At 40.9% G+C, this 23,002-nt stretch carries 25 protein-coding genes, 1 tRNA gene and 1 other RNA gene; 19 read left to right on the forward strand and 8 right to left on the reverse strand.

Going from position 1 to position 23,002, the window contains the following annotated elements; all coding sequences use genetic code 11:
• The first annotated feature begins 38 nt into the window (after positions 1 to 38).
• Complete coding sequence (locus tag NWP22_RS01395) at positions 39 to 806, forward strand: metal ABC transporter ATP-binding protein (protein ID WP_271732364.1); 768 nt, start codon at positions 39 to 41, stop codon at positions 804 to 806.
• A gap of 183 nt (positions 807 to 989) precedes the next feature.
• Here the strand turns inward: NWP22_RS01395 and NWP22_RS01400 are convergent, their stop codons facing one another.
• The gene (locus tag NWP22_RS01400; RefSeq protein WP_334310751.1) at positions 990 to 1,253 is read right to left on the reverse strand and encodes an ArsR/SmtB family transcription factor; all 264 of its coding nucleotides are present in this window, start codon (positions 1,251 to 1,253) and stop codon (positions 990 to 992) included.
• Positions 1,254 to 1,432: 179 nt separating this feature from the next.
• Here NWP22_RS01400 and NWP22_RS01405 point away from each other — a divergent pair, with 179 nt between their 5' ends.
• Both NWP22_RS01405 and NWP22_RS01410 read left to right on the forward strand, forming a co-directional pair.
• The gene (locus NWP22_RS01405) at positions 1,433 to 2,302 is read left to right on the forward strand and encodes a metal ABC transporter permease (protein WP_271732363.1); all 870 of its coding nucleotides are present in this window, start codon (positions 1,433 to 1,435) and stop codon (positions 2,300 to 2,302) included.
• 88 nt (positions 2,303 to 2,390) lie between these two features.
• Positions 2,391 to 2,463, forward strand: a tRNA-Phe gene (locus NWP22_RS01410).
• Positions 2,464 to 2,827: 364 nt separating this feature from the next.
• On the opposite strand, the gene NWP22_RS01415 is transcribed toward NWP22_RS01410, so the two are convergent.
• Complete coding sequence (locus NWP22_RS01415) at positions 2,828 to 3,136, reverse strand: DUF3067 family protein (RefSeq protein WP_271732362.1); 309 nt, start codon at positions 3,134 to 3,136, stop codon at positions 2,828 to 2,830.
• Positions 3,137 to 3,365: 229 nt separating this feature from the next.
• Here NWP22_RS01415 and petC point away from each other — a divergent pair, with 229 nt between their 5' ends.
• Together petC and petA are read left to right on the forward strand one after the other, a co-directional pair.
• On the forward strand, positions 3,366 to 3,905 hold the full coding sequence (gene petC / locus NWP22_RS01420) for a cytochrome b6-f complex iron-sulfur subunit (RefSeq protein ID WP_271732361.1): 540 nt from the start codon (positions 3,366 to 3,368) through the stop codon (positions 3,903 to 3,905).
• A gap of 60 nt (positions 3,906 to 3,965) precedes the next feature.
• Positions 3,966 to 4,967 (forward strand): cytochrome f, encoded by a 1,002-nt coding sequence (petA, locus tag NWP22_RS01425; RefSeq protein ID WP_271732359.1) that lies wholly within the window; start codon positions 3,966 to 3,968, stop codon positions 4,965 to 4,967.
• Positions 4,968 to 5,030: 63 nt separating this feature from the next.
• Here the strand turns inward: petA and NWP22_RS01430 are convergent, their stop codons facing one another.
• Positions 5,031 to 5,312 carry a small RNA NsiR4-regulated ssr1528 family protein gene (locus NWP22_RS01430; RefSeq protein ID WP_271732358.1) on the reverse strand — a complete coding sequence of 94 codons (282 nt, stop codon included), beginning with the start codon at positions 5,310 to 5,312 and terminating at the stop codon, positions 5,031 to 5,033.
• Between the two features lie 144 nt (positions 5,313 to 5,456).
• Here NWP22_RS01430 and NWP22_RS01435 point away from each other — a divergent pair, with 144 nt between their 5' ends.
• The 5 genes from NWP22_RS01435 to queF all read left to right on the forward strand — a co-directional run bounded on the left by NWP22_RS01435 (position 5,457) and on the right by queF (position 7,330).
• Positions 5,457 to 5,723: a YciI family protein gene (locus NWP22_RS01435; protein ID WP_271732357.1), complete on the forward strand. Its 267-nt coding sequence runs from the start codon at positions 5,457 to 5,459 to the stop codon at positions 5,721 to 5,723.
• 37 nt (positions 5,724 to 5,760) lie between these two features.
• An RNA gene (gene ffs / locus NWP22_RS01440) (signal recognition particle sRNA small type) lies at positions 5,761 to 5,857 on the forward strand.
• Positions 5,858 to 5,883: 26 nt separating this feature from the next.
• Positions 5,884 to 6,276 carry a phasin family protein gene (locus NWP22_RS01445; RefSeq protein WP_271732356.1) on the forward strand — a complete coding sequence of 131 codons (393 nt, stop codon included), beginning with the start codon at positions 5,884 to 5,886 and terminating at the stop codon, positions 6,274 to 6,276.
• 211 nt (positions 6,277 to 6,487) lie between these two features.
• Positions 6,488 to 6,886: a hypothetical protein gene (locus tag NWP22_RS01450; RefSeq protein ID WP_271732354.1), complete on the forward strand. Its 399-nt coding sequence runs from the start codon at positions 6,488 to 6,490 to the stop codon at positions 6,884 to 6,886.
• Between the two features lie 27 nt (positions 6,887 to 6,913).
• Positions 6,914 to 7,330, forward strand: a complete 417-nt coding sequence (gene queF, locus NWP22_RS01455; RefSeq protein WP_271732352.1) for a preQ(1) synthase — start codon at positions 6,914 to 6,916, stop codon at positions 7,328 to 7,330.
• Between the two features lie 57 nt (positions 7,331 to 7,387).
• Here queF and NWP22_RS01460 read toward each other — a convergent pair whose 3' ends face one another.
• Positions 7,388 to 8,758, reverse strand: coding sequence for a cytochrome c biogenesis protein (locus tag NWP22_RS01460; protein ID WP_271732350.1), 1,371 nt, complete (start codon positions 8,756 to 8,758; stop codon positions 7,388 to 7,390).
• Between the two features lie 3 nt (positions 8,759 to 8,761).
• Positions 8,762 to 9,502, reverse strand: coding sequence for a cytochrome c biogenesis protein CcdA (locus tag NWP22_RS01465; RefSeq protein WP_271732349.1), 741 nt, complete (start codon positions 9,500 to 9,502; stop codon positions 8,762 to 8,764).
• Positions 9,503 to 9,887: 385 nt separating this feature from the next.
• Here NWP22_RS01465 and nifJ point away from each other — a divergent pair, with 385 nt between their 5' ends.
• Together nifJ and NWP22_RS01475 are read left to right on the forward strand one after the other, a co-directional pair.
• A complete protein-coding gene (gene nifJ, locus NWP22_RS01470; RefSeq protein ID WP_271732346.1) occupies positions 9,888 to 13,436 on the forward strand; it encodes a pyruvate:ferredoxin (flavodoxin) oxidoreductase in 3,549 nt (1,182 codons plus the stop codon).
• 449 nt (positions 13,437 to 13,885) lie between these two features.
• Positions 13,886 to 16,210 (forward strand): hypothetical protein, encoded by a 2,325-nt coding sequence (locus tag NWP22_RS01475; RefSeq protein ID WP_271732345.1) that lies wholly within the window; start codon positions 13,886 to 13,888, stop codon positions 16,208 to 16,210.
• 358 nt (positions 16,211 to 16,568) lie between these two features.
• On the opposite strand, the gene NWP22_RS01480 is transcribed toward NWP22_RS01475, so the two are convergent.
• Together NWP22_RS01480 and NWP22_RS01485 are read right to left on the reverse strand one after the other, a co-directional pair.
• Positions 16,569 to 16,901 carry a DUF5615 family PIN-like protein gene (locus NWP22_RS01480; RefSeq protein WP_271732344.1) on the reverse strand — a complete coding sequence of 111 codons (333 nt, stop codon included), beginning with the start codon at positions 16,899 to 16,901 and terminating at the stop codon, positions 16,569 to 16,571.
• Complete coding sequence (locus NWP22_RS01485; RefSeq protein ID WP_271732342.1) at positions 16,898 to 17,122, reverse strand: DUF433 domain-containing protein; 225 nt, start codon at positions 17,120 to 17,122, stop codon at positions 16,898 to 16,900. The genes NWP22_RS01480 and NWP22_RS01485 overlap by 4 nt, the downstream gene beginning before the upstream one ends.
• A gap of 244 nt (positions 17,123 to 17,366) precedes the next feature.
• Here NWP22_RS01485 and NWP22_RS01490 point away from each other — a divergent pair, with 244 nt between their 5' ends.
• The 4 genes from NWP22_RS01490 (at position 17,367) to NWP22_RS01505 (ending at position 19,350) form a co-directional block, all read left to right on the forward strand.
• A complete protein-coding gene (locus NWP22_RS01490) occupies positions 17,367 to 17,558 on the forward strand; it encodes a hypothetical protein (protein WP_271732341.1) in 192 nt (63 codons plus the stop codon).
• Between the two features lie 192 nt (positions 17,559 to 17,750).
• Positions 17,751 to 17,918: a hypothetical protein gene (locus NWP22_RS01495; protein ID WP_271732339.1), complete on the forward strand. Its 168-nt coding sequence runs from the start codon at positions 17,751 to 17,753 to the stop codon at positions 17,916 to 17,918.
• Positions 17,919 to 18,165: 247 nt separating this feature from the next.
• Positions 18,166 to 18,873: a thermonuclease family protein gene (locus tag NWP22_RS01500; protein WP_271732338.1), complete on the forward strand. Its 708-nt coding sequence runs from the start codon at positions 18,166 to 18,168 to the stop codon at positions 18,871 to 18,873.
• Positions 18,874 to 19,026: 153 nt separating this feature from the next.
• On the forward strand, positions 19,027 to 19,350 hold the full coding sequence (locus tag NWP22_RS01505; protein WP_271732413.1) for a hypothetical protein: 324 nt from the start codon (positions 19,027 to 19,029) through the stop codon (positions 19,348 to 19,350).
• On the opposite strand, the gene NWP22_RS01510 is transcribed toward NWP22_RS01505, so the two are convergent.
• Complete coding sequence (locus NWP22_RS01510) at positions 19,351 to 20,172, reverse strand: sulfurtransferase (protein ID WP_280801428.1); 822 nt, start codon at positions 20,170 to 20,172, stop codon at positions 19,351 to 19,353.
• On the opposite strand from NWP22_RS01510, the gene NWP22_RS01515 reads away from it, so the two are divergent.
• The 3 genes from NWP22_RS01515 to NWP22_RS01525 all read left to right on the forward strand — a co-directional run bounded on the left by NWP22_RS01515 (position 20,171) and on the right by NWP22_RS01525 (position 22,945).
• The gene (locus tag NWP22_RS01515; RefSeq protein WP_280801429.1) at positions 20,171 to 21,055 is read left to right on the forward strand and encodes a tRNA (5-methylaminomethyl-2-thiouridine)(34)-methyltransferase MnmD; all 885 of its coding nucleotides are present in this window, start codon (positions 20,171 to 20,173) and stop codon (positions 21,053 to 21,055) included. The two genes, NWP22_RS01510 and NWP22_RS01515, sit on opposite strands and share 2 nt — an antisense overlap.
• 72 nt (positions 21,056 to 21,127) lie before the next feature.
• Positions 21,128 to 22,480 carry a bifunctional UDP-N-acetylglucosamine diphosphorylase/glucosamine-1-phosphate N-acetyltransferase GlmU gene (glmU, locus tag NWP22_RS01520; protein WP_280793039.1) on the forward strand — a complete coding sequence of 451 codons (1,353 nt, stop codon included), beginning with the start codon at positions 21,128 to 21,130 and terminating at the stop codon, positions 22,478 to 22,480.
• A 42-nt stretch (positions 22,481 to 22,522) separates the two neighbouring features.
• Positions 22,523 to 22,945: a DUF29 family protein gene (locus tag NWP22_RS01525; protein WP_271762177.1), complete on the forward strand. Its 423-nt coding sequence runs from the start codon at positions 22,523 to 22,525 to the stop codon at positions 22,943 to 22,945.
• Positions 22,946 to 23,002: the final 57 nt, after the last annotated feature.

Consider the following 23,002-nt stretch of genomic DNA (forward strand, 5'->3'; position numbering starts at 1 on the left):
AGTGATATTAATGATTAATTACCGATAATCCAGGACTAATGATGTCTCCTATTTTAAAGGTCGAAGGATTAAATGTATATCAAGGCAGTTATTTGGCTGTTAGAGATGTGACATTTGAATTGCTAGCAGGAACAGATACGGCTATTGTTGGTCCTAATGGTGCCGGTAAAAGTACCTTGGTAAAAGCAATTTTAAATTTGATTCCCCACAGTAGTGGTCAGATTGAAATTTTTGGTCGCCCGATGACCAAGTTAGGAAAGTTGCGTCACCGATTGGGTTATATGCCCCAAAATTTTATCTTTGACCGCAGTTTCCCTATTTCTGTAGGCGAATTAGTGGGACTGGGATGGGAAAACCCCAACAAAAAGCAAAATTTATTTTTTCCCTTGTGGAGAAAAGATAGGCAAAAGTCCGTAGCAATAGGGGAGGCGATGCGGCGAACCGATGTTTATCATCTCAAGGATAAAGCTATTGGAACTCTCAGCGGGGGTCAGTTGAAGCGGGTATTGCTGGCTTATTGTTTGGTCACTCCTCGGCAATTATTGATACTAGATGAAGCCTTTGCCGGCGTTGATGTCCAGGGTATAACAGATTTTTACGCGTTGTTAAATGAGTTAAAGCACGAAGAAGGTTGGACTGTGCTACAGGTTTCCCATGATATTGATATGGTCAGTCATCATTGCGATCGCGTTCTGTGTCTGAACCAAACTGTTGTATGTACTGGTAAACCTGAAATTGCCCTTTCACCCCAAAATCTATTAGCAACCTATGGGCCAGGATTCAGTCCTTACCATCATCAGCATTAATATTTTCAGATGGGGTATTTATAGGCTTTTTCAGGCTCATGAAGTACACACCAATTCCCTATTCCCTATTCCCTGTTCCCTGTTCCCTCAAACTAAAAAAAAATGTACCTCACGAGCATGGGAAATGCTATATTATGGTAATTTACTGCTAATGAAATTCTGCCATAACTTTGATTTTTGTTTTTATTCTGGTTCATCTAAATGTTCAGCAACAGCCTGATAAAGATGGAAAATATGATGATCGTGGAGGTGATAAAATACATTACGCCCTTGTTTACGATAGCGGACTAGTCGCATTGCTCTTAGGTTTCTTAGCTGATGGGAAACCGCCGATTCGCTTATGTTTAGTAATCCTGCTAAATCACCTACACACAGTTCTTTGGTCGCTAAAAAAGAAAGAATCCTCAGACGATTAGGATCTCCTAAAAAGCTAAAAAATTCTGCCATACGTTGAGCTTTTTCGGGGCTGATAATTTGTTCTGCTAAGTCTTGCACAATACTAATATCTATAGTGATCTTTCTTAAATTATACTCAATGTTTTACAGTTTCAAAATTAAATCTAATTTTAATCATCTTATTTGTTTGATGGGAGTTTTTCAAGATTTACCTTATATAGATTGTCGTTATGTACTTATACTCGATTTTACTGACAAACTTAGTAGCGATCGCCCCTGGAGGTGATTTAGTAAATTTGTTACAATTTCCTTTCATGCAGCGAGCGATCGCCGGTGCTGTATTAATGGGAATACTAGGAGGATTACTGGGCAGTTTTGCGACATTGCGCCAACTATCGTTTTTCAGCCATGCTGTGGGTCATGCAGCATTAATTGGTGTGATCTTAGGGGTATTGCTACAGTTGGATCCAACTTTGATGCTACTACCCTTTACATTAGTATTTGGGGTGGTTGTCCTTTATTTGATTGATAAAACCGATTTAGCCAGCGATAGCGTTCTGGTAATAGTGCTATCAGGAGCATTAAGTATTGGCTTGCTCTTGACTAGCTTCGTCCCCGGTTATCGGGGAAATTTAATGAGAGTATTGTTTGGGGATATTCTGGCCATCGACAATACAGATTTGATTGTGACGCTAGTCTTGCTGGTAGTCAGTGGCGTATTTTTATTTTCCACCCTGCAACAGCAAATTTTGCTGACCATTAACCCGGATGTAGCTCAAGTACAAGGGGTTCCGGTGCAATTGTATCGCTATACCTTTGTAATGCTACTTTCCCTAGCTGTGGCTGTGACAATTACAGCCGTTGGTGTTTTGCTAGTCAATGCTTTTTTAGTGATTCCCGCTTCTACAGCCAAGTTGATGAGTCATCACTTTCACCGCTTTTTGGTGTTATCAATCATCATAGGTTCTACCACAAGCATTGCTGGTATTATGGTTTCGGGTGTTTTTAACCTGGCATCAGGGCCTAGTATTGTGGTGGTGCAGTTTTTGTTTTTTTTGGCTGTTTTCTTGTCAGTGAAGTTGAAGTTGAAACTAAATTGAAATCTTGGGAAATTTTTTTCCTCCAACCCCTTGCCAAACTCTTTTGCCTGTGCTAAATTAAATAATCGTTGGTTAAATAAATCAACCAGCCGGGATAGCTCAGTTGGTAGAGCAGAGGACTGAAAATCCTCGTGTCACCAGTTCAAGTCTGGTTCCTGGCATTTTATTTTATTATAACCCTTGAGGCTGATTAGTTTCAAGGGTGTAATCATAACGGTAAATCATCAGATAGGTCAGATGGGTGAATCCTCAAAAGAAAAAAACGATGGTTTTGGCAAATTTATTAAATATAGCATTTCCCATGCTCGTGAGGGACAATTTTTTTTAGTTTGAGGGAACAGGGAACAGGGAACAGGGAATAGGGAATAGGGAATAGGGAATAGGGAATAGGGAATAGGGAATAGGGAATTGGTGTGTACTTCATGAGCCTGAAAAAGGCTTTATATCAAGATATCAAGTCAGATTGGGTGCTAAAAGTTTTAATACTTGCCCCTAATTGTCTATGTAGGGGTGTAGGGAATTATATCACATCATCCATTCCGATGCGCGTTCGCCTAAATCAAGAGGAATACTCACAGCCTTACCTAAACGGGGACGCTCCCGGGTTTGGGTAATAAATGTTTGCACTTGCACAGCACCACCCAAGGCATGAAGATAATTAGCAATGCTATCAAGATGTTCTTGGTACTCCGCCTCAGTCAAGGGAAAAGAAGCTTGCTCAAGATACTTCCACATGATTTGTAGAAATATCTTGCCTTTTGTGCGGCGGAACTGCAGATCATAGGAGTATCCCCACTTGTCAAGTAATAATTTGCGTAATTCCTTTCCTGTCATAGCTTTCCTCCATTAGATTTTACATTTAGTTATGATGTTACGTTCCGTGACTCAAGTATGATAGAGATATAAAGAAATGTAATGCTAAGAGAACAGATGCTCAATATATCTTGAAATAAAGAAATTTAGCATCATTGTAGTCCTTGGCATTTCGACTTAAACAGGAGTTGCTCAAGTGTTGGTACTCTTGTAAGCATGATGAACAAAATACACAAAGAGCGCGTAGATTATGGCTCAATTTTCTGAATCAATGGACGTACCCGATATGGGGCGTCGTCAGTTCATGAATCTGTTGACTTTTGGAACTGTAACTGGTGTGGCTCTGGGTGCATTGTACCCTGTAGTCAAGTACTTTGTTCCACCTGCCAGCGGTGGCGCGGGTGGCGGTACCACTGCAAAAGACGAGTTGGGTAATAATGTTAGTGTAAGTAAGTTTCTGGAAAGCCATAACGTAGGCGATCGCCCCTTAGTTCAAGGACTCAAGGGAGACCCCACCTATATTGTGGTAGAAAGCAAAGAAGCTATTGCTGATTACGGTATTAATGCTATCTGCACACACTTAGGCTGTGTTGTTCCCTGGAATGTAGCAGAGAACAAGTTTAAGTGTCCTTGTCACGGTTCCCAGTACGATGCAACTGGTAAGGTGGTCAGAGGCCCAGCACCGCTATCTTTGGCTCTCGCACACGCCAAAGCAGAAGATGACAAAATCGTCTTGACCCCTTGGACTGAAACCGACTTCCGTACCGGTGAAGAACCTTGGTGGTCTTAATTAAGTGCCGCGACTAATCACCAATGACCAGTTAACCAGAGAATCATTGTCCTTATAGAGATGAGAAATGCCTGTACCACAGCGAGTGTGACTCGCACTGCTAAAGCAATGGTCAAAACATTGCTCATAGCGATCGCTACCTTGACATTTTACTTGACTAGCGATCTAGCCTTACCTCAAAGCGCTGCCGCTTATCCCTTTTGGGCTCAACAAACCTATCCTGAAACTCCCCGGGAACCGACAGGGCGGATTGTTTGCGCTAACTGTCACCTAGCAGCTAAACCAGCAGAAGTAGAAGTTCCTCAATCAGTTCTACCTGATACTGTGTTTAAAGCAGTGGTGAAAATCCCCTATGATACCAGCGTCCAACAGGTTGGGGCTGATGGTTCTAAAGTTGGCTTGAATGTCGGCGCTGTACTGATGTTACCCGAAGGGTTCAAAATTGCACCAGCAGACCGCATTCCTGAGGAACTTAAAGAGGAAGTAGGTGATGTTTACTTCCAACCCTACACTGAAGACCAGGAGAATGTGCTGCTTGTAGGACCCATCCCCGGTGAACAGTATCAAGAAATCGTCTTCCCAGTTCTTTCTCCTAACCCAGCTACCGATAAAAATATTCACTTCGGTAAATATTCAGTTCACCTAGGCGCAAACCGTGGACGTGGACAAGTTTATCCTACTGGCGAAAAGAGCAATAATACCATTTACAATGCTTCCGCTACTGGTACAATTACTCAGATTGCGAAACAAGAAGATGAATATGGTAGTGCCAAATATCTAGTTAACATCCAAACAGAATCTGGCGATACCATTATTGATACCATTCCCCCCGGTCCAGAATTGATTGTTTCCGAAGGACAATCTGTTACTGCTGGTGATGCTTTGACTAATAACCCCAATGTGGGTGGATTTGGTCAGAAAGATGTAGAAATTGTATTGCAAAATTCCGCAAGGGTTCAAGGATTGATTGCCTTCATTGCTCTTGTGATGTTAGCTCAAGTTATGCTTGTGCTCAAGAAGAAGCAAGTGGAAAAAGTCCAAGCTGCTGAACTTAATTTCTAAATTCTTTGCTAAATCAATGAGTATGAGGACAGGCAAAATGCCTGTCTTTTTTTGTATGTTAACTTATTTACCGGCGTAGAAAAAAGCGATTTCTTTGGGTTTGAGGGGCGCAAAACCTGCTTCTACTAGCATTTGATCTAGTTCTGGTTGTGGAATGTGTTTAGCGCCAATGCGCACAATCCGCGATCGCATGGTATTCGATACACCACTGCGTTGTCTATTGGCCTCTAATCCCATCACCTGATTATACAGTTCTAGTTTTTCTGGGGGAATGGGGGAACCATCAAAATCAATTCCCTGGGCGATCGCTTCATCGATGGCATCAGCACCTTTAGTTGTACTCATGGTATTTTATTCTCAATTCTCTGGGTAGATTTTACCAGTCTTTCCCGGATCAAGAAAAAATATCGAGTCTTGCGGATGAATGAGCTAGTTTTGAGGTAACTTTACTTCACAATCAGATACAAAAAATTACGAGGTACTAATTAAATGCCTTTGTTTGTGAAAATTGAAGCCGGTAAAGTTGATAAATCCACCTTTGACCAATATGTCCCCGCCCATAAAGCCTATGTTGAGGATTTGATTGCTCAAGGACACAAAGCCCGCACAGGCTATTGGGTAGAAGACCGGGGCGGAATGTTACTGTTTGAGGCGGACTCTAGGGATGAAGCAGAGTCCATTGTGGCTCGTGACCCATTGGTGCAGCATGGCTGTGTGACTTATCAGCTTTATGAATGGAAAATTGTTGTGGAATAACACACACTTTGGGTATTTTAGTGTTATAGTAGTCGTAGACCTGGACATACGCGACTGTAACGCCCAAATCTTGTCAGGACCGGAAGGTAGCAGCAATACGGGATGCTTATAGTAGGCGTATTATCCGGGTCGCCCTATTTTTTAGCAGCGCTGAGTAACAATGCCTGGTTTTGGAGATATTGTTCAAAAAGCTTTTTACTTGGGTGTAGGATTGGCTGCTTACGCCACTGAGAAAGCAGGGGGTAAGTTGGGTGAACTGCGATCGCAAATCCAGAACCTGGCGGATGACATGGTGGCTAAGGGCGAAATGAACACGGAAGAAGCCCGGCGTTTTGTCGAAGATATGATGAAACAAGCCCAACAGTCGCCGAAATCTAGTGAAACTCCGGCGGAGCAAAAACCAGCCTCTGAACCCCGCCGCATTGAAATTTTAGAAGAAGATGAAGGGGAAACCGTCAAAGATTCCCAAGATGCAAATAATAATGTTGATAAACTGCGTGAGCAAGTTCTCCAACTAAAAGAAGAGTTGAAAAACCTGCAACGTGATAAGTAGTATTTAATACTAGCGATACTTAAACTAGGTGTATTCTTGTTTGAGTTAAGATAAATGAATCATCCGGTTTACCAGAGATAGTGAAGTTTCACAGAAAACCGGGAATCTTAAGTGCAGAAATTTGATAATATACATTGACTAGGATGTATTATAGTGGTGCAAGCCTGGTAGCACTAAACGTCCTGTTGACATTCAGTAAGGGCGTAGGTTTATGGAAGAATGGCAAAAAAACTTAGGGGAAATCCTGGAAACTGTAGCTGATGAAGTAGAGCGTTTTTTACTGGAAGTAAGTGACATGATAGATGGATTTTTTGAAGTTAGCGAAGAATTATCTGATCAGGTACAAAATTATATAGCTACGGAAATTGACCAGTATTTACAGGAACTAACAGATCCTATTTTGGAGGTTTACTGGGAACTGGAAGATGTGATGATAGATACAGATATTGGTTTCCCCTACGGAGTAGAAGCAACACCACAAAGGAATGCTGCTTGTATAGGTTGTCAGAATTATCACGGTCAAGTTTACGGTGGTAATTTGTTAGTCTGTGCTATGCATCCCCATGGGTGGGATGATGAAAATTGTCCTGATTGGGAAAAAGAAAATTAGAGCCATTATTTATATATCTTTGAAAGTATGAACAATTATTCATCGGAAACGGTATCTGAGTCACAGTCAGAAATGAAGTATGGAGAACGGGAAATTGCAGAAGGTCAATTAATTACTTTTCCTAATCCCCGTGTGGGTCGGCGATATGATGTGAGTATCACTTTACCAGAATTTACTTGTAAATGTCCTTTTTCTGGTTATCCTGATTTTGCTACGATTTATATTACCTATGTCCCAGATCAACGGGTGGTAGAGTTAAAGGCTTTGAAGCTCTATATTAATAGTTACCGCGATCGCTATATTTCCCATGAAGAGTCGGCTAACCAAATTTTAGATGATTTTGTGGCTGCTTGTGACCCGCTAGCAGTGACTATTAAGGCAGATTTTACCCCCCGTGGTAATGTCCATACTGTGGTGGAAGTGCGTCACCAGAAGGATGTTTAAACGCAAAGGTACGCAAAGGTCAGCGCAGAGGTACGCAAAGGGTTCCTCTGTCTGCTTTTATGTTTTTGCTGGGGATGAGAGGGTTTCTAGTATTTCTAAAATCTCTTTTTCAAATGCTACTTGGGCTCGGTTGGTTTTACCTCCAATATACAGGCGATCGCTTGTTTTTAATGCCCAAATTTGGGAATGGGAAAAATAACTCATGGTTGCGCCTAACATTAATAGGGCAAATCCGCTGTATACTATGGGGATGCCAGGGTCTGATTTGATTTGTAATCCGGTACTACCTATAACATCGACTATTTTTAAGTTAACGCCATTAATGTTAGTGGACATTCCTGTGCGGACTGTATCTACTAGTTTACCTGTGGAATCATAAATTAATACCATTCCTTGCAAGTCTTTGGCGATGACGGAAACCCCCTCACTTAAGTCTGGTTTGGTGGGTATCCAACTTCCCCACAGTCTTCCTTTACCTTTTGTGTCTAAGGAAGCCATAGGTAATTGAAAGATGGGGCTATTATTAAATTTAATCTGAATCGCGGAAATTCCCCAATCGGTTTGATAAAATGTGACTCCATGGTAGCGCAGGGGTTGATTCACGAAAATTTTTTGATGATCAATTTCTTCTCCCTGGTTATTCACTACCGACATATCGGAATAAAATTGGTCAATTCCACCGGTGGGAGTGTAATCAATCCAAAACCGATTTACACGCACAGACCAATCTTTGAGGTTTTGGAAGTTTGCCCATGGTCCCGCGTCTATAATGTTTTTTACTTGAAATGTATCACCACTAGATATCATTTCTTGGGCAATAAATCCAGTCATCGCTCCCAAAATTCCCCCCAGGAGGATGGTGACAATCCCCACATGGACGATAATAGGTCCGATACGTCCCATAATTCCTTTGCGGGCGTAAAGAATATCCTGTTTTTCCGGTTCTTGAAATATTGTATACTGGCGCTTGTGTAAGATTTCCTTTAAGGATTGCACAGAAATATCATCTAATTCCGCACTCAATGCTAACTTTTGAAATTGTCGCGGTTCTTGGTAATATTTCCACCGACGAGCGGTTTTTAAAGCTGGTAGTTGACGGGTGAAGGTACAAGCTGTCAGACTAGCACCAAATACAATCAGTAACCCCAGGTACCACCAAGTGCGATATACATGGTCTAAACCCAGGACTTGAATTACTTTCCAAGTTAAGAAACCAAATAAAGCTGGGTGTTCGGGGTAGTTAGTCTGATAAAATGCCGGTGACTGACCTTGTTCGATGACTGTACCGCTAATGCTAAAAACAGCAATTAATAGTAAAAGTGCGATCGCTAGGCGTAAATTAGTGAGTACAGGTAAAACCTCCCTGCGCAATATTCGCCCCGGTACTGACCACCAAGATGCTGTAAATGCTGAATTTTCTGTAGTCATTGCTTAAAAACTGCTCAAGGGAAACCGCGAAATTAAAGAAAATACACCAAATCCCACCAATAGCACCCCACTAACTGGATTAATCCAACCAGACCACCGCCGGAGTTCCAGCAGCTTTTTGATAGTAGCAGTAAAAGTACCGGCTAAAATCAAAGGTACTACATAGCCGGCTGTGTATGATAGTAACAACACAGCGCCCATAATTAAATCTTGTGTACTAGCCACCCAACCCAGTAAACTGGCTAAAACTGGAGTACTACAAGGAGAAGCAACCAAACCAAAGGTTAAACCCAGGGAATAAGACCGCACACCCGCTGGTAAATCTGAGGAAATCCACTTAGTTTCACCTAAAGATGGAAATTGTAGGGGTAATGCTTCTAGTAAGTTCAACCCCATAAGAATGGCGATCATACTGACGATAATTGGTAAACCGATTCCCACTTGACCATAGACTTTACCAACAAAAGCTGCTACAATCCCTAAACCTGCCAGGGTAGTCGCTAAACCTAAAGCAAACCATGTAGATTGAGCTGCTGCTTGTACGCGGCCTTTAGCTTCATAACCCCCAATGTAACCAATAGTAATTGGGAGCATAGAAAGCATACAGGGGGTAAGACTAGTAAGTAAACCAGCTGCAAAAATTATGCCAATACTTAGTAGACTGATGTGGGTAAGTTGGGAAGATACTAATCCGTTGGCAAATTGTTCTAGTTCGTAAAATCGTGTTTGTAGAGTCTCCAGCATGGGATATTTAACCGGCAAATGCTTGTTATATTAGCATTCTAGTTGATTATGGGATTAATGTTGAGGCTAAAATTCAGATGGTTAACTATCACCCTACCAGCCATAAATATATTCTACTTCTAGAACAGGTAAACCTTTGCTTACCTTTGCGCGTACCTTTGCGTACCTTTGCGTTAAAAAACCCGAACCACCACCCCATAAACTCATAAGCAACACCGCCAAACCCCAACCATCACACACAGATAAGAGTGAGTACAAAATTAATTTACAACAGATGTCAAAATTTAGCAAATGATAGAATTCCCAACAGAGTCAAAATTATAGATAAATACATATAAAATCTGCCAAATTCTCTATCGCTACACACAAAAGAAAGAGAACACACATGAACCAGAACTTTGCAACCATTGACGGTAATGAAGCTGTTGCGCGTGTTGCGTACAAATTAAACGAAGTAATTGCCATTTATCCTATCACACCCTCCTCAGCCATGGGTGAATGGGCAGATGCTTGGTCAGCTGCAAACCGTCCCAACCTGTGGAATACTATTCCCAGCGTCGTCCAGATGCAGAGTGAAGGTGGCGCAGCTGCTGCTGTACACGGGGCGTTACAAACGGGTTCTTTGAGTACCACCTTCACCGCTTCCCAGGGGTTGCTGTTGATGATACCTAACCTCTACAAAATCGCCGGTGAATTAACTAGTACTGTGGTTCATGTCGCCGCGCGTTCTTTGGCTACCCACGCTTTATCAATTTTCGGTGATCATAGTGATGTCATGGTATGCCGTGCTACAGGTTTCGCCCTGTTTTGTTCCGCTTCGGTGCAGGAAAGTCATGATTTTGCGTTCATCGCCCAAGCTGCTACTCTGGAAACACGTGTATCATTTATGCACTTCTTTGATGGTTTCCGCACATCACATGAAGTGCAGAAAGTCAATTTATTATCAGATGAACAATTGCGATCGCTGATTAAAGAAAATCTAATTTTAGCCCATCGCGCCCGCGCCCTCACCCCAGACCGTCCGCTATTGCGGGGTACAGCCCAGAATCCAGATATTTACTTTCAGTCCCGGGAAGCTGCTAACCCCTATTATAACACAACTCCTGCTATTGTCCAACGCCTCATGGATGAATTTGGGGAAATTACAGGCAGATATTACCAAATCTATGAATATCACGGTGCGGAGGATGCACAACGGGTAATTATTCTCATGGGTTCGGGTTGTGAAACTGTCCATGAAACTGTAGATTATCTTAACGCCTCGGGGGAAAAGGTGGGAGTAGTGAAAGTGCGACTCTATCGCCCCTTTGATGTGGAAAGATTTATGGCGGTCTTACCTAAGAGTGTAGAGGCGATCGCCGTCCTTGACCGCACCAAAGAACCGGGGAGCGCGGGGGAACCCTTATATTTAGATGTAGTCACCGCCATTCATGAAGCAGGGGGAAACAAACTCAAAGTGATCGGTGGTCGTTATGGTCTGTCCTCCAAGGAATTTACCCCAGCTATGGTCAAAGGAGTTTTTGATCATCTGGCGCAAGCACAACCGCAAAATCACTTTACTATTGGCATTAATGATGATGTCAATCATACATCTTTGAGTTTTGACCCCAACTTCTCCACGGAAGCAGATAACGTTGTTAGGGCGATGTTTTATGGTTTAGGTTCCGATGGTACAGTAGGTGCTAACAAAAACTCTATTAAAATTATTGGGGAAGAAACTGACAACTACGCCCAAGGTTACTTTGTCTACGACTCCAAAAAGTCTGGGTCAATGACGGTTTCTCACCTGCGCTTTGGTCCGGTACCAATTCGCTCCACTTACCTCATAGACAAAGCTAACTTTATTGGTTGTCATCATTGGGGCTTTTTGGAACGGGTAGATGTATTAAAAGCTGCCATTCCGGGAGCCACTTTACTGCTGAATAGTCCCTATAGTGCGGATACAGTCTGGGAACATCTACCCCCCAAAATCCAGGAAGAAATTATCAGTAAACAACTGAAATTATACATTATTAACGCCAACCAAGTCGCCCGTGACAGTGGTATGGGTGGGAGAATTAACACTATTATGCAGGTGTGCTTTTTCGCCTTAGCAGGTGTGTTACCCCAAGAAGAAGCAATTAGTAAAATTAAAACAGCTATTAAAAAGACTTACGGTAAGAAAGGGTCGGAAGTTGTCCAGAAGAACTTACAAGCAGTAGATAACACCCTGACTAACTTACATAAAGTTGATATACCCCCAACAGTGCAAAAGTCAAAGGTCAAAACCCAAAAGCTCGAATTACTAGACAGTGCGCCGGAATTTGTCCGGGATGTCCTGGGTGAAATCATGGCTTGGCGTGGTGATGAATTACCTGTAAGTGCATTACCTGCTGATGGAACCTTTCCCACTGGTACGGCTAAATGGGAAAAACGTAACGTTGCTGAAGATATACCTGTATGGGAACCTGATATCTGCGTACAATGTGGTAAGTGCGTGATGGTTTGTCCCCACAGTGCTATTAGGGCTAAGGTTTATCTACCGGATGAGTTAATTAATGCTCCGGGTAGCTTTAAATCTGTGGATGCTAAGGATAAGAGTTTTAGTCAGCAGAAATTTACTATTCAAGTCGCCCCAGAAGATTGTACAGGATGCGCTATCTGTGTACATATTTGCCCGGCTAAAAGTAAGGTTGAACCGTCCCAGAAAGCCATTAATATGGCTCCCCAGTTACCTTTACGGGAACAAGAACGCCAAAACTGGGATTTCTTCTTGAGTTTACCTCACCCTGACCGCAGACAGTTAAAAGTGAACCAAATTCGCCAACAACAACTACAAGAACCACTGTTTGAGTTTTCCGGTGCTTGTGCTGGTTGTGGTGAAACACCTTATTTAAAGTTATTAACACAATTGTTTGGCGATCGCGCGGTGATTGCGAATGCGACGGGTTGTTCTTCTATTTATGGGGGAAACCTCCCTACTACTCCTTGGACAACCAACGCTCAAGGACGCGGACCCGCATGGTCTAATAGTTTATTTGAAGATAACGCCGAGTTTGGTTTTGGCTTCCGTCTGTCCTTGGATAAACAGGCGGAATTTGCAGCGGAGTTATTGCAAAGTTTGGGAAGTCAACTAGAAGACAAACTTGTTAATTCTATCTTGACAGCTACACAAACATCAGAGGCGGAAATCTGGGAACAACGGGAAAGGGTAGAGTTACTCAAACAACAGTTAGAGCAAATTACCACTTCTGACCCCCGTCTCATCTCCCAAGTTCACAGTCTCAAGTCCCTAGCTGACTACTTAGTCAGGAAGAGTGTTTGGATTGTGGGCGGTGACGGTTGGGCTTATGATATTGACTTTGGCGGTATTGACCATCTGTTAGCCAGTGGGCGAAATGTGAATATTTTGGTCATGGATACAGAAGTTTATTCTAACACTGGGGGGCAATCATCCAAAGCCACGCCCAAGGCTGCGGTGGCGAAGTTTGCTGCTAGTGGTAAACCCGCACCTAAGAAAGATTTAGGTTTGATGGCTATGACCTATGGTAATGTTTATGTGGCTAGTGTGGCTTTGGGTGCCAAAGATGAACATACCCTCAAGGCTTTTCTGGAAGCAGAGGCTTTTGATGGTCCTTCATTGATTATTGCTTACAGCCATTGTATTGCCCACGGCATTAATATGACTACAGGGATGAATCATCAGAAATCTCTGGTAGAATCAGGTAGGTGGTTGTTGTATCGCCATAACCCAGACTGGCAACTTCAAGGTAAAAATCCTCTGCAATTAGATATGCGATCGCCTACCCAATCGGTAGAACCATCCATGTATCAAGAAAATCGCTTCAAGATGTTGACCAAGAGTCACCCGGAACTTGCTAAACAATTGTTAGACCAAGCTCAAGGGGAAGTTAACGCCCGTTGGCAAATGTATCAATATTTGGCTAATCGGTAATATTTCCTTGTTGATGACAATTGATACCCCAACCCCGCCCCTGCTCCCTGTATGAATAATCAAACTTTTGTGGGGTGGGTATTTTTTCCGCAATATGCTGTATAATAGTTACTATTAGTTAAAATACTTTGACCCATGATGGGTATATAATAAAATATCAAAATATCGTGCTGCAATATCCAATCCGGTCTCACAAATTCTCATTTAATAGTAATTTCATATAGATGCAACAAGAAACTTTTCCTCTCTATCAGCAGCAAAAGCAAGACAAGCTTTACTATCTTCAGCAAAATTGAGAAGCCACAGTTATTAACGATACAAAATCCGGCGAAGTTTTGGCTACTTATGCTACGGTATATCGTCACTGCTCAGGCGTTTAATCCTCATGCTTTTTCAGATGAGTATTAATTGAATTGTAATTTAAATCTAATACGTAAATCATAATAAAAATGATGCTAGGTAAAATTGATTGGTTTGGTGGGGTTAATAGGAATAACATTCAAGTGAATTTTGGTTATATTACTCCCTTGGGAGAAGAAAATACACGAGGTATTCGTGTTGAGCGATATGATGTTCCATTGGATATACAAGAAATTATAGAGGGAAACAGAGGAAAGGGAGTTTATGTTCAGTTTGATACTGATTCACGGCGTAATCGAGCAATCAACCTGAAAGTACGAACCTTTATTGGTGTTATTAAGAGGTCTGAATTTGGGGGGACATGGCAGATTATCTATGATGATAACTGTCAAATCAATTACAGTAGAAACACTTACTATCAAAGTGGAAGTCTTGTTGCTTTTAACATTAAGGAAACTAAGGATAAAGAAGCTATGGAAATGGCTGAGATATTGGGAGAGGAACAAGAAATAAGATATAAACTAGTGCCATTCCTATTAAGAACAATTAATGACGTCAGAGAAGTTGATAATGATGAAGGAATAGTTGAGAAGTATGCTAATAGTAATATATTCCCAATATTTAAAAATTTTATTATTGAATATTTATTGTCTTTACCATTAGAGACAGCGGAAAATTTTGTTGTTAATAAACTACAATATGCAGATGATATCCAAAAAAAATTTATAATTAGTGAAATTGCTGTAAAACTGCCAAATATTTTAATTATTTCTTCGACATTACGTTCGTACTTAAGATTGGATTCCTCCGGTGCAAATAGTTATATTTTATTTATAAATAAATATATTAATTTAGTAGAAGAAGATGTAAGACAGAAATTAATAGATGAACTAATTACAAAAATAGAACAAGCTAATGAAAGAGAACGTCAGATTTATTGGGATCAAGTTCAATATCTACAAGAAAATTTAGCTTATAAAAATTTTCTCTGGCATATTGCACCCATAGAAAGAAAAAGAACTATTATCAGAAACCGATTTCAAAAACTACTTAATATGATTTCTCGTTTTAAGGAAAGTGATTATCCTTACAAGAGATATATTTCTCATAATTGGAATCAATTATATCAGTTGAATGAACTAGATAGGTTGTTAATAACACAATGGGATTCTAGTGTAGATTATAATAATCATACGGCAGGAAAAATGATTTCAGCCCGTGGTGCTGAGAAATTAGTAATCCAATTTTATCAAGCTTTAGGGTATCAGGTAGAAGATATTTCAATTCACCAAGTTAATTCACAAAGTCAAGACTGGAGATTGGGTGATATTAGATTAGATTCCGAATATTTACTTGATGTTAAAAATAGTAGAAAAAGCTTTAATTCAGATTCTTATTCAGAATTTTGTGTTCCCCAATTCAAAGAGTCCCGTCTTAATGATGTCAAAATCGTTGGTGTTTTATCCCCGTACCTTCAACAAAGATATATGGGTGGGACAGAAAAACCTAATTTTAATGTTCAAGATCCTCAAGTATTAGGTAGTTTTGATAGAACAAAGCTAACGGAACTAGAGCAAATCTTTAATGACCGATTGATAAGCATAAATATGCCCAGGGGATCTGATACTAATAAATACTTACCTCCTTGGCTATTTGATTATGATGAGCGTTTTTATCGGGAACAGTATACAATCTTAACAGAATTACAAAATTTACATTATCAGGATATACCTACTTGGGAAGAAGTATCATCTGTAGCTCAAAATTTTCTACCTTTATTTATTGCAGCAAAACGTCAATTACCACGGAGTTGGGTTGATAATTTACCGCAGTGGCAAGTCGAATTCATCAATCGGTTGATTAATCTTCCTACAAAACGAACTACTCTGCCATATTTATTCCTGTCTATATTGACGCATTTTTTATCAATGCTCTCTTACCAAGCAGGTGATTATAGTCCTCAAGCATATTTAAAACTTATATACACAAGCGACACAGACAGAAGCAATCCTCTCAAACTATACGACCCTTTACACATTATCAAAGATTTTTGTGATACATTAACAATCCTTTGGGATAATCGTCAATCATCACAAATAAATGAATTCAAAATATTTAAATTCTCTGGTCAAGGATTACTACAAGGAAAACGTTCAGAATTGGATAACCTAACAACAATTTTGGCATATTGTGGTGGATGGATAGATGGGAAAGGAAAATGTGGATATAGACCATTGGTAATTGGTAAGGAGAAAAATTGCCGTGAGTGTGGTCGTCTGATATGTCGTAAAGATAACTGTGGTTTTTGTAGTCATGGATGCTCTGCTATGTCACTGCGAGTGGAACGACTTAGAACCGAGCGATTGCGAAACTCGGCTGCAAGCAGATCGCAATTACTCTGGGATGAGATATGATATAGCAATCCTACCCAAATCGTGAGAAAATACGTAGATAAAAATCCTTATTTTATAAGCATTTGAGGCTTGTTGAACTCTCACGTATCATTTAGAATTGCTATATTATTGATTTTTGATTCGGATGCAGTTAGAAATATATGAATAAATCTATATCCAGTCTCCATCTCTAAAACTTATGGACATCTCCCAAGGCGTATCAATTCGCTACAAAGATACGTCTTATAACAGTAATGAAATTCGCCTGAAAACTTTCCGTATTGGGTTGAAAATATGGGACGAACAAACTAAACCGCGACAAACTGAGCTTTGATGTGTATCTAATAAAATATGGCGCTGCAATATCCACCAAATATAATTAAGTTAATACCAGAATACTTTCAGTGTCACTGCTATCAAATTGGGTAATTGTGCTCAAATTATCTCTTAAAATATGCACAATCTTTGATGTGGGACTATTACCAATACGCAGATAAATAAATTTAGGTGGATGACCATAAAGTAAACTACGTTGATGAAAGTCAGAATCTTTGGATATAATCACAAAACTATTGATTTTGGCAAATTCCCATATAATGGCATCATCAGTATTTGTAAGTTGTAAAGTTTTAACGTGTTGAGAATCAGGATACAAATCGATAATTTGATCAACAATCCGGTCTGACAAATTTTCATCTAATAGCAATTTCATATAGATGCAACAAATAACTTTTTCTCTCTATCAGCAGCAAAAGCAAGACAAGCCTTAATATCTTCAGATGTCAGTTCTGAAAAATCTGCGAGAATTTCTGCTTCTGTCATCCCACCTGCTAAATATTCCAAAACATCGTACACTGTGATCCGCATTCCTCTAATGCAAGGTTTACCACTGCGTTTTCCTGGTTCAATTGTAATAATGTTTTGATAAGTCATGATATCACCTACTGTTTAATCTTTTGTCATTATATTCTCAATGCCCAAGCCATTAACAGGTCATCTTATCCGCCCATGATCATGTAAACTACTAGTCAAACACCTGACTGTTTGAATAGGTTGGTCTTTGGGTAGAGTATAGGTTATACCTTGAGTGTTATGAATTATTCATCAGCAGTTCTTACAGTTATGTAGTTAGGTAGCGATATCCTTACCACCTAATTTGTAAGTGAGGTAAATAATTATGACATTAGCAGTCATCGCACCAGAATTTATGGTTGAATTGACCACAGAGGAGCAACAGCTGCTCTGTGGAGGAAGACGACGCTGTCCTCGGCGTGTCATCGTCCCCCGTTGTGGTTCCTACTTCCGTGAAAGAGACGGAGGTGGCGGCTTTGGCGATGGATTTGAGGATGACTTTGGTGATAGATTTTAACTTAGCTAACCCTACACACTCCCTGAGGTAATCAGGGATAGGAGATAATCTAGTGTAGAGATGTAGAGATGTAGAGATGTAGAAATACCACATCTCTACATCAAAAAAAGTCTGGATTGACCAAAAAACATTTGATGTGGGACTATTACCAATGCGCAGATAATTGACACTCTCAGGGCTGAAGCCTTGGATATGCGATCGCCTACCCAATCGGTAGAAGCATCCATGTATCAAGAAAATCGCTTCAAGATGTTAACCAAGAGTCATCCGCTTGCTAAACAGTTGTTAGACCAAGCCCAAGGGGAAGTTAACGCCCGTTGGCAAATATATCAAATTTGGCTGAGTTTAAAATCATACTAATCTCCTCCCCTGCTGTGCTGCATTAAACGCTTTTTGATAGATAACTAAATAAATCTTCATGGGTTTTAATTCTTCGTCTGCCTTGTCTTTCCCGATTATAAGTCTCAATGTAAAAAACCTACCCTTGTGAGGGGGGTTAAAGGCTTCTGATATATCTCTGATATCATTGAGTTGATCAAAAGTAACTGTCAAATTAAATCATAAAACTTAAATAAAACTTAAATAAAACTTAAAAAATCTTGAGATTATGGATCAAATATTACAAAAAAACATCAATCGCTTAATCATATTTATTGCTATTCTATTTCTGGCTTTTATTCCCACACTGTCTGTCGCGGCTGAGAATATCAGTGGTACAGTGATTAGTGTGAGTGACGGAGACACAATTAGGGTAAAAACTAGTACCGTAATTAAGACAATCCGTTTGGCTTGTATCGATGCACCAGAAACATCCCAACAACCTTGGGGAAATGAATCCACAGCCACACTAAAGCAACTGCTTCCCATTGGTCAAGTAGTCACTCTCGAACCTGTAGACGCTGATAAATATAACCGCTTAGTAGCAGAGGTATTAATTGGCGATCGCAACATTAACGTTAATATGGTAGAAGAAGGAAAAGCTGTTGTGTATCTTCGGTATCTCAAGAATTGTGTAAAGCATCAAAATAGCTTCATACAAGCTGAAAAATCCGCGAAAGAAAAAAGTTTGGGTTTTTGGAGCCAACCTGACCCCCAAATGCCTTGGGATTTTAGGCATGCAGTCAGAAATTTAGAAATTTCTGCTCAAAAGACAAGCGGCTGTGACCCTGCTTACCCAGATGTTTGCATTCCTAAATATCCACCTGACCTTAATTGCAGCGATATTACTGAACGGAACTTCAAAACATTACCTCCCGACCCCCACGGATTTGACCGTAATCACAATGGTATTGGTTGCGAAAAAAGAACTTCTTAAATCATGGAATAAATATACCATCCCATGGTCTGTGACGAAGACACTTCCCAACAGTTAAGCAGCTCATCTGTTGGGAAATATTGATTATTTTTGATCCGGATGCAGTCAGAAATACATGCATAAATCTATATGCAGTCTCCATCTCTAAAACTTATGGACATCCCCCAGCGCGTATCAGTTCGCTACAAAGATACGTCTTATAACAGTAATGAAATTCGCCTGAAAACTTTCCGCCTTGGTTTGAAAATGTGGGACGAACAAACTAAACCACGACAAACAGAGCTTTATAGTTTTATCTTATCTTGTTTAAAACAAGTTGACCGCCAAGACCGTTATATGTTTTCTTTGCTGTTTGTGGAGTTAGCTGATATCATCCGCAACTCTCGGTTAGACAGAAGCATGAAAGAGATGTTAATTAAAACTGCTTTTAGTGAATTTGCTTACGCTATAGCCGATTTGGAAGATGGGGGTAAATAACTAATCATAACTAATCCAATCGCTCCAACTACCAGCATAAAGTTTTCCGGTGTGAATATTAGCTAGTTCTAAGGAAAGTAAATTTACACAGGCAGTGACACCGGAACCACAATAAACTATAATTTCTGGGGATGTTGCTAGTTTATCCCATCTTTGGCGTTGCTGTGAGGGTGAAAGTAAATAGCCGGATGAGTCGGTAATTTCCAACCAAGGATAGTTAACTGCACCGGGAATGTGACCAGCAATTTTATCTATTGGTTCTCGTTCCCCCCTGTAGCGATCGCCTTCTCTGGAATCTACTAAGCTGACTGTGGGTAGGTCTTTGCGAGTTTTGACGGTTTCATAGTTTACTAATAAGTCCGGATTTACCATTGGTTCAAACTGTCCTGGTCTGGGTTGGGGTATGATATCGGTGACAGGATAACCAGCTTGTTGCCATGCTGTAAACCCTCCATCTAATACGACTACTTGCTGATGTCCTAGGTAGCGTAATAACCACCACAGACGGGATGCAAAGGCGAAGCGGGAATCATCATAAGCTACAACTAAAGTTTTTTGAGAATTTACCCCGATTGCTGCTAATTTCTCGGCGAAATCATGGACATTTGGTAAAGGATGTCTACCGCCATGTTGACCGACAGGACTAGAAAGGTCTAAATTTAAATCTAGGTAATAGGAACCCTCGATATGAGTGGCTTGGTATTGTTGTTTTCCCAGTTGTGGATGAGCCAGAGAAAAGCGACAATCAACAATAACGATATCTGGATCGTTAAGATGTGCAAATAACCAAGCAGGGGAAACAGCAATTTGGGTGTTATTCATGACAAGTGCAACGCCAAATTTAGAAGAATTTAAACCACAAGTAACAGCAGATGGTTCATTCACCTTTATCTCTGATGAGTTTGGTGAATTGTTTCATAGCCATTTTGGAGCTAAACAGGAAAGTTTTTTAAAGTTTGTAGTTCCTACTGGATTAGAAACCTCTGCTGTTAAACCAAGTTTGCGAATTTTAGATATTTGCTATGGTCTAGGATACAACACAGCCGCCGCTTTGCAGACAATTTGGGCAGTGAATCCCCATTGTAATGTAGAATTAATTGGCTTAGAACTGAATCCATCTGTACCACAAGCGGCGATCGCCCATGGGCTATTTGATAATTGGCACTATGAGTATACGGCGATTTTAACTCAATTGGCTGTTGAGCAGCAAGTGAAAACAAGTCGGTTTCAGGGGAAACTGCTGATTGGTGATGGGAGAAATTTAATTACCCAGGTACATCAATCAGGGTTTCTCGCTGATGCAATTTTTTTAGACCCCTTTTCTCCTCCCCGGTGTCCTCAGTTATGGACTGTGGAGTTTATGCAAAAGGTAGCTGGGTGTTTACATCCCCAAGGTTTGCTAGCAACTTATTCTTGTGCTGCTGCGGTGCGCACGGCGCTATTAGCTGCGGGGTTAGAAATCGGTTCTACTCCTCCTGTGGGCAGGCGATCGCCTGGTACAATTGCGGCATATCCTGGGAATAGTCTCCCTCCGCTTGGTGAATCGGAAAAAGAGCATTTACAAACCCGTGCTGCTGTTCCTTACCGCGACCCACAATTAATAGATGCTGCTGATGTCATCCTCAGACGACGGAACCAAGAACAGGAAGTTTCTCCCCTAGAACCTACTTCTAGTTGGCGCAAACGCTGGTTTTCAGGAAAATAGTCTCACATCAGCTATATGACATCACATTGATAAGCTGGTATGATTTGAGGCCAAATCTATGATAACTAAATTATGGTAGTTGTAGCAATTCTGGCGGCGGGACGGGGTACAAGGATGAAATCACACTTACCCAAGGTTTTACACCATTTGGGGGGGCGATCGCTAGTACAAAGAGTTCTTGACAGTGTAGAACCGCTTTTACCCTCTCGACGGATGGTGATTGTAGGGTATCAGGGTGAAGAAGTAAAAACCGCCATCAAATCCCCGGTTTTAGAGTTTGTGGAACAAACCGAGCAGCTGGGGACAGGTCACGCTATCCAGCAACTACTACCCCATTTACAGGGTTATACTGGGGATTTGCTGGTTTTAAATGGGGATGTACCTTTATTACGCACTCAGACTCTCAAAAACTTATTACAAACTCACCAAGACAATCATAACGCCGCTACTATCCTGACTTCTCACGTTCCTGAGCCCCAAGGCTATGGGCGGGTTTTTTGTAATAGTGAGAATGTAGTACAGCAAATTGTGGAACATAAGGACTGTACCGCTGCTCAAAGACAAAATCGCCGCATTAATGCGGGGGTTTATTGTTTTAATTGGCCGCAATTAGAGCAGGTTCTACCCCACCTACAAGCAAATAATGCTCAGAAGGAATATTATCTCACTGATGCTGTGACTCAAGTGGGTCAGGTGATGGCTGTGGATGTGGAAGATTACCAAGAAATTTTAGGCATTAATGACCGCCTACAATTAGCCACAGCATACGAAATTTTACAAGGGCGAGTCAAGGAAAAATGGATGACTGCTGGTGTTACCCTGATTGACCCCCACAGTATCACTATTGATGATACGGTAGAGTTACAGGCAGATGTGATTATTGAACCTCAAACCCACCTGCGAGGTCATACTTTTATTAATACCGGGAGTCGCATTGGACCTGGGTGTTTAATTGAAAATAGCCACTTGGGTGAAAATGTCAGGGTGCAGTATTCGGTAATTACTGATAGTGTGGTGCAGACTGGTAGTAAGATTGGTCCCTATGCTCATTTACGCGGTCATGCTGAGGTAGGTAGTCATTGCCGGGTCGGTAATTTTGTAGAATTGAAAAATACTCAGTTAGGCGATCGCACTAATGCGGCACATTTATCATACTTAGGCGATACAACCACCGGTCAACAAGTCAATATTGGCGCTGGGACAATTACCGCTAACTATGACGGTGTGAACAAACATCATACCACCATAGGCGATCGCACTAAAACCGGTTCTAATAGTGTTTTAGTAGCACCGGTGACTTTAGGTGATGATGTTTACGTAGCCGCAGGTTCCACTGTCACAGAAGATGTTCCTGATAATTCCTTGGTAATTGCTCGTAGTCGTCAGGTAGTCAAACCAGATTGGCAGATAAAAAAGGATGGTTAAATTAGTTAGATTAATATTTTAGCCCAAATTCTCGTCTTCAACATGGAAGAACTACTAGAACTCAGGCGACTTCTAGAACAAGGCAAAATTGAGCAAGCTTTACTGCTGGTGGATGAGTTAGAAGAAATGAGCCTCAGCGACAAAATCAATAAAATTGATAGTTATGGGGTTATTCTTCTCATCCACTTAATTAAACAGCAAGCAGAAAAACGTTTAACTCGCTCTTGGGAGATTTCCATGGCCAATGCTGTGCGGGAAATCAAAAAAATCAATCAGCGGCGCAAATCAGGGGGTAATTATCTCAACTATGCACAAATGCGCGATATTCTCCAACAAGGATATGAAATAGCACTCAAAAAAGCATCCGTAGAAGCCTTTGAAGGGCGTTATGAAGCTGAAGAATTAGCCGCTATGGTTGAAGAATCAGAAATATTAACGCAGGCTTTACAACTCATTCATGGTTGAAGTCTCACCCCTGCCTAACCCTCCCCTGACAAGGGGAGGGGACTAGATAGCCTTCCT

The sequence above is a fragment of the Anabaenopsis tanganyikae CS-531 genome, assembly GCF_029891675.1.
In the GTDB taxonomy this organism is placed as follows: domain Bacteria; phylum Cyanobacteriota; class Cyanobacteriia; order Cyanobacteriales; family Nostocaceae; genus Anabaenopsis; species Anabaenopsis arnoldii.

Bases quoted from the DNA above. Each gene is read 5' to 3' on its own strand.
- NWP22_RS01395 (WP_271732364.1), top strand. From the start codon at position 39: ATGATGTCTCCTATTTTAAAGGTCGAAGGATTAAATGTATATCAAGGC.
- NWP22_RS01400 (WP_334310751.1), bottom strand. From the start codon at position 1,253: ATGGCAGAATTTTTTAGCTTTTTAGGAGATCCTAATCGTCTGAGGATT.
- NWP22_RS01405 (WP_271732363.1), top strand. From the start codon at position 1,433: ATGTACTTATACTCGATTTTACTGACAAACTTAGTAGCGATCGCCCCT.
- NWP22_RS01415 (WP_271732362.1), bottom strand. From the start codon at position 3,136: ATGACAGGAAAGGAATTACGCAAATTATTACTTGACAAGTGGGGATAC.
- petC (WP_271732361.1), top strand. From the start codon at position 3,366: ATGGCTCAATTTTCTGAATCAATGGACGTACCCGATATGGGGCGTCGT.
- petA (WP_271732359.1), top strand. From the start codon at position 3,966: ATGAGAAATGCCTGTACCACAGCGAGTGTGACTCGCACTGCTAAAGCA.
- NWP22_RS01430 (WP_271732358.1), bottom strand. From the start codon at position 5,312: ATGAGTACAACTAAAGGTGCTGATGCCATCGATGAAGCGATCGCCCAG.
- NWP22_RS01435 (WP_271732357.1), top strand. From the start codon at position 5,457: ATGCCTTTGTTTGTGAAAATTGAAGCCGGTAAAGTTGATAAATCCACC.
- NWP22_RS01445 (WP_271732356.1), top strand. From the start codon at position 5,884: ATGCCTGGTTTTGGAGATATTGTTCAAAAAGCTTTTTACTTGGGTGTA.
- NWP22_RS01450 (WP_271732354.1), top strand. From the start codon at position 6,488: ATGGAAGAATGGCAAAAAAACTTAGGGGAAATCCTGGAAACTGTAGCT.
- queF (WP_271732352.1), top strand. From the start codon at position 6,914: ATGAACAATTATTCATCGGAAACGGTATCTGAGTCACAGTCAGAAATG.
- NWP22_RS01460 (WP_271732350.1), bottom strand. From the start codon at position 8,758: ATGACTACAGAAAATTCAGCATTTACAGCATCTTGGTGGTCAGTACCG.
- NWP22_RS01465 (WP_271732349.1), bottom strand. From the start codon at position 9,502: ATGCTGGAGACTCTACAAACACGATTTTACGAACTAGAACAATTTGCC.
- nifJ (WP_271732346.1), top strand. From the start codon at position 9,888: ATGAACCAGAACTTTGCAACCATTGACGGTAATGAAGCTGTTGCGCGT.
- NWP22_RS01475 (WP_271732345.1), top strand. From the start codon at position 13,886: ATGATGCTAGGTAAAATTGATTGGTTTGGTGGGGTTAATAGGAATAAC.
- NWP22_RS01480 (WP_271732344.1), bottom strand. From the start codon at position 16,901: ATGAAATTGCTATTAGATGAAAATTTGTCAGACCGGATTGTTGATCAA.
- NWP22_RS01485 (WP_271732342.1), bottom strand. From the start codon at position 17,122: ATGACTTATCAAAACATTATTACAATTGAACCAGGAAAACGCAGTGGT.
- NWP22_RS01490 (WP_271732341.1), top strand. From the start codon at position 17,367: ATGACATTAGCAGTCATCGCACCAGAATTTATGGTTGAATTGACCACA.
- NWP22_RS01495 (WP_271732339.1), top strand. From the start codon at position 17,751: ATGCGATCGCCTACCCAATCGGTAGAAGCATCCATGTATCAAGAAAAT.
- NWP22_RS01500 (WP_271732338.1), top strand. From the start codon at position 18,166: ATGGATCAAATATTACAAAAAAACATCAATCGCTTAATCATATTTATT.
- NWP22_RS01505 (WP_271732413.1), top strand. From the start codon at position 19,027: ATGGACATCCCCCAGCGCGTATCAGTTCGCTACAAAGATACGTCTTAT.
- NWP22_RS01515 (WP_280801429.1), top strand. From the start codon at position 20,171: ATGACAAGTGCAACGCCAAATTTAGAAGAATTTAAACCACAAGTAACA.
- NWP22_RS01510 (WP_280801428.1), bottom strand. From the start codon at position 20,172: ATGAATAACACCCAAATTGCTGTTTCCCCTGCTTGGTTATTTGCACAT.
- glmU (WP_280793039.1), top strand. From the start codon at position 21,128: ATGGTAGTTGTAGCAATTCTGGCGGCGGGACGGGGTACAAGGATGAAA.
- NWP22_RS01525 (WP_271762177.1), top strand. From the start codon at position 22,523: ATGGAAGAACTACTAGAACTCAGGCGACTTCTAGAACAAGGCAAAATT.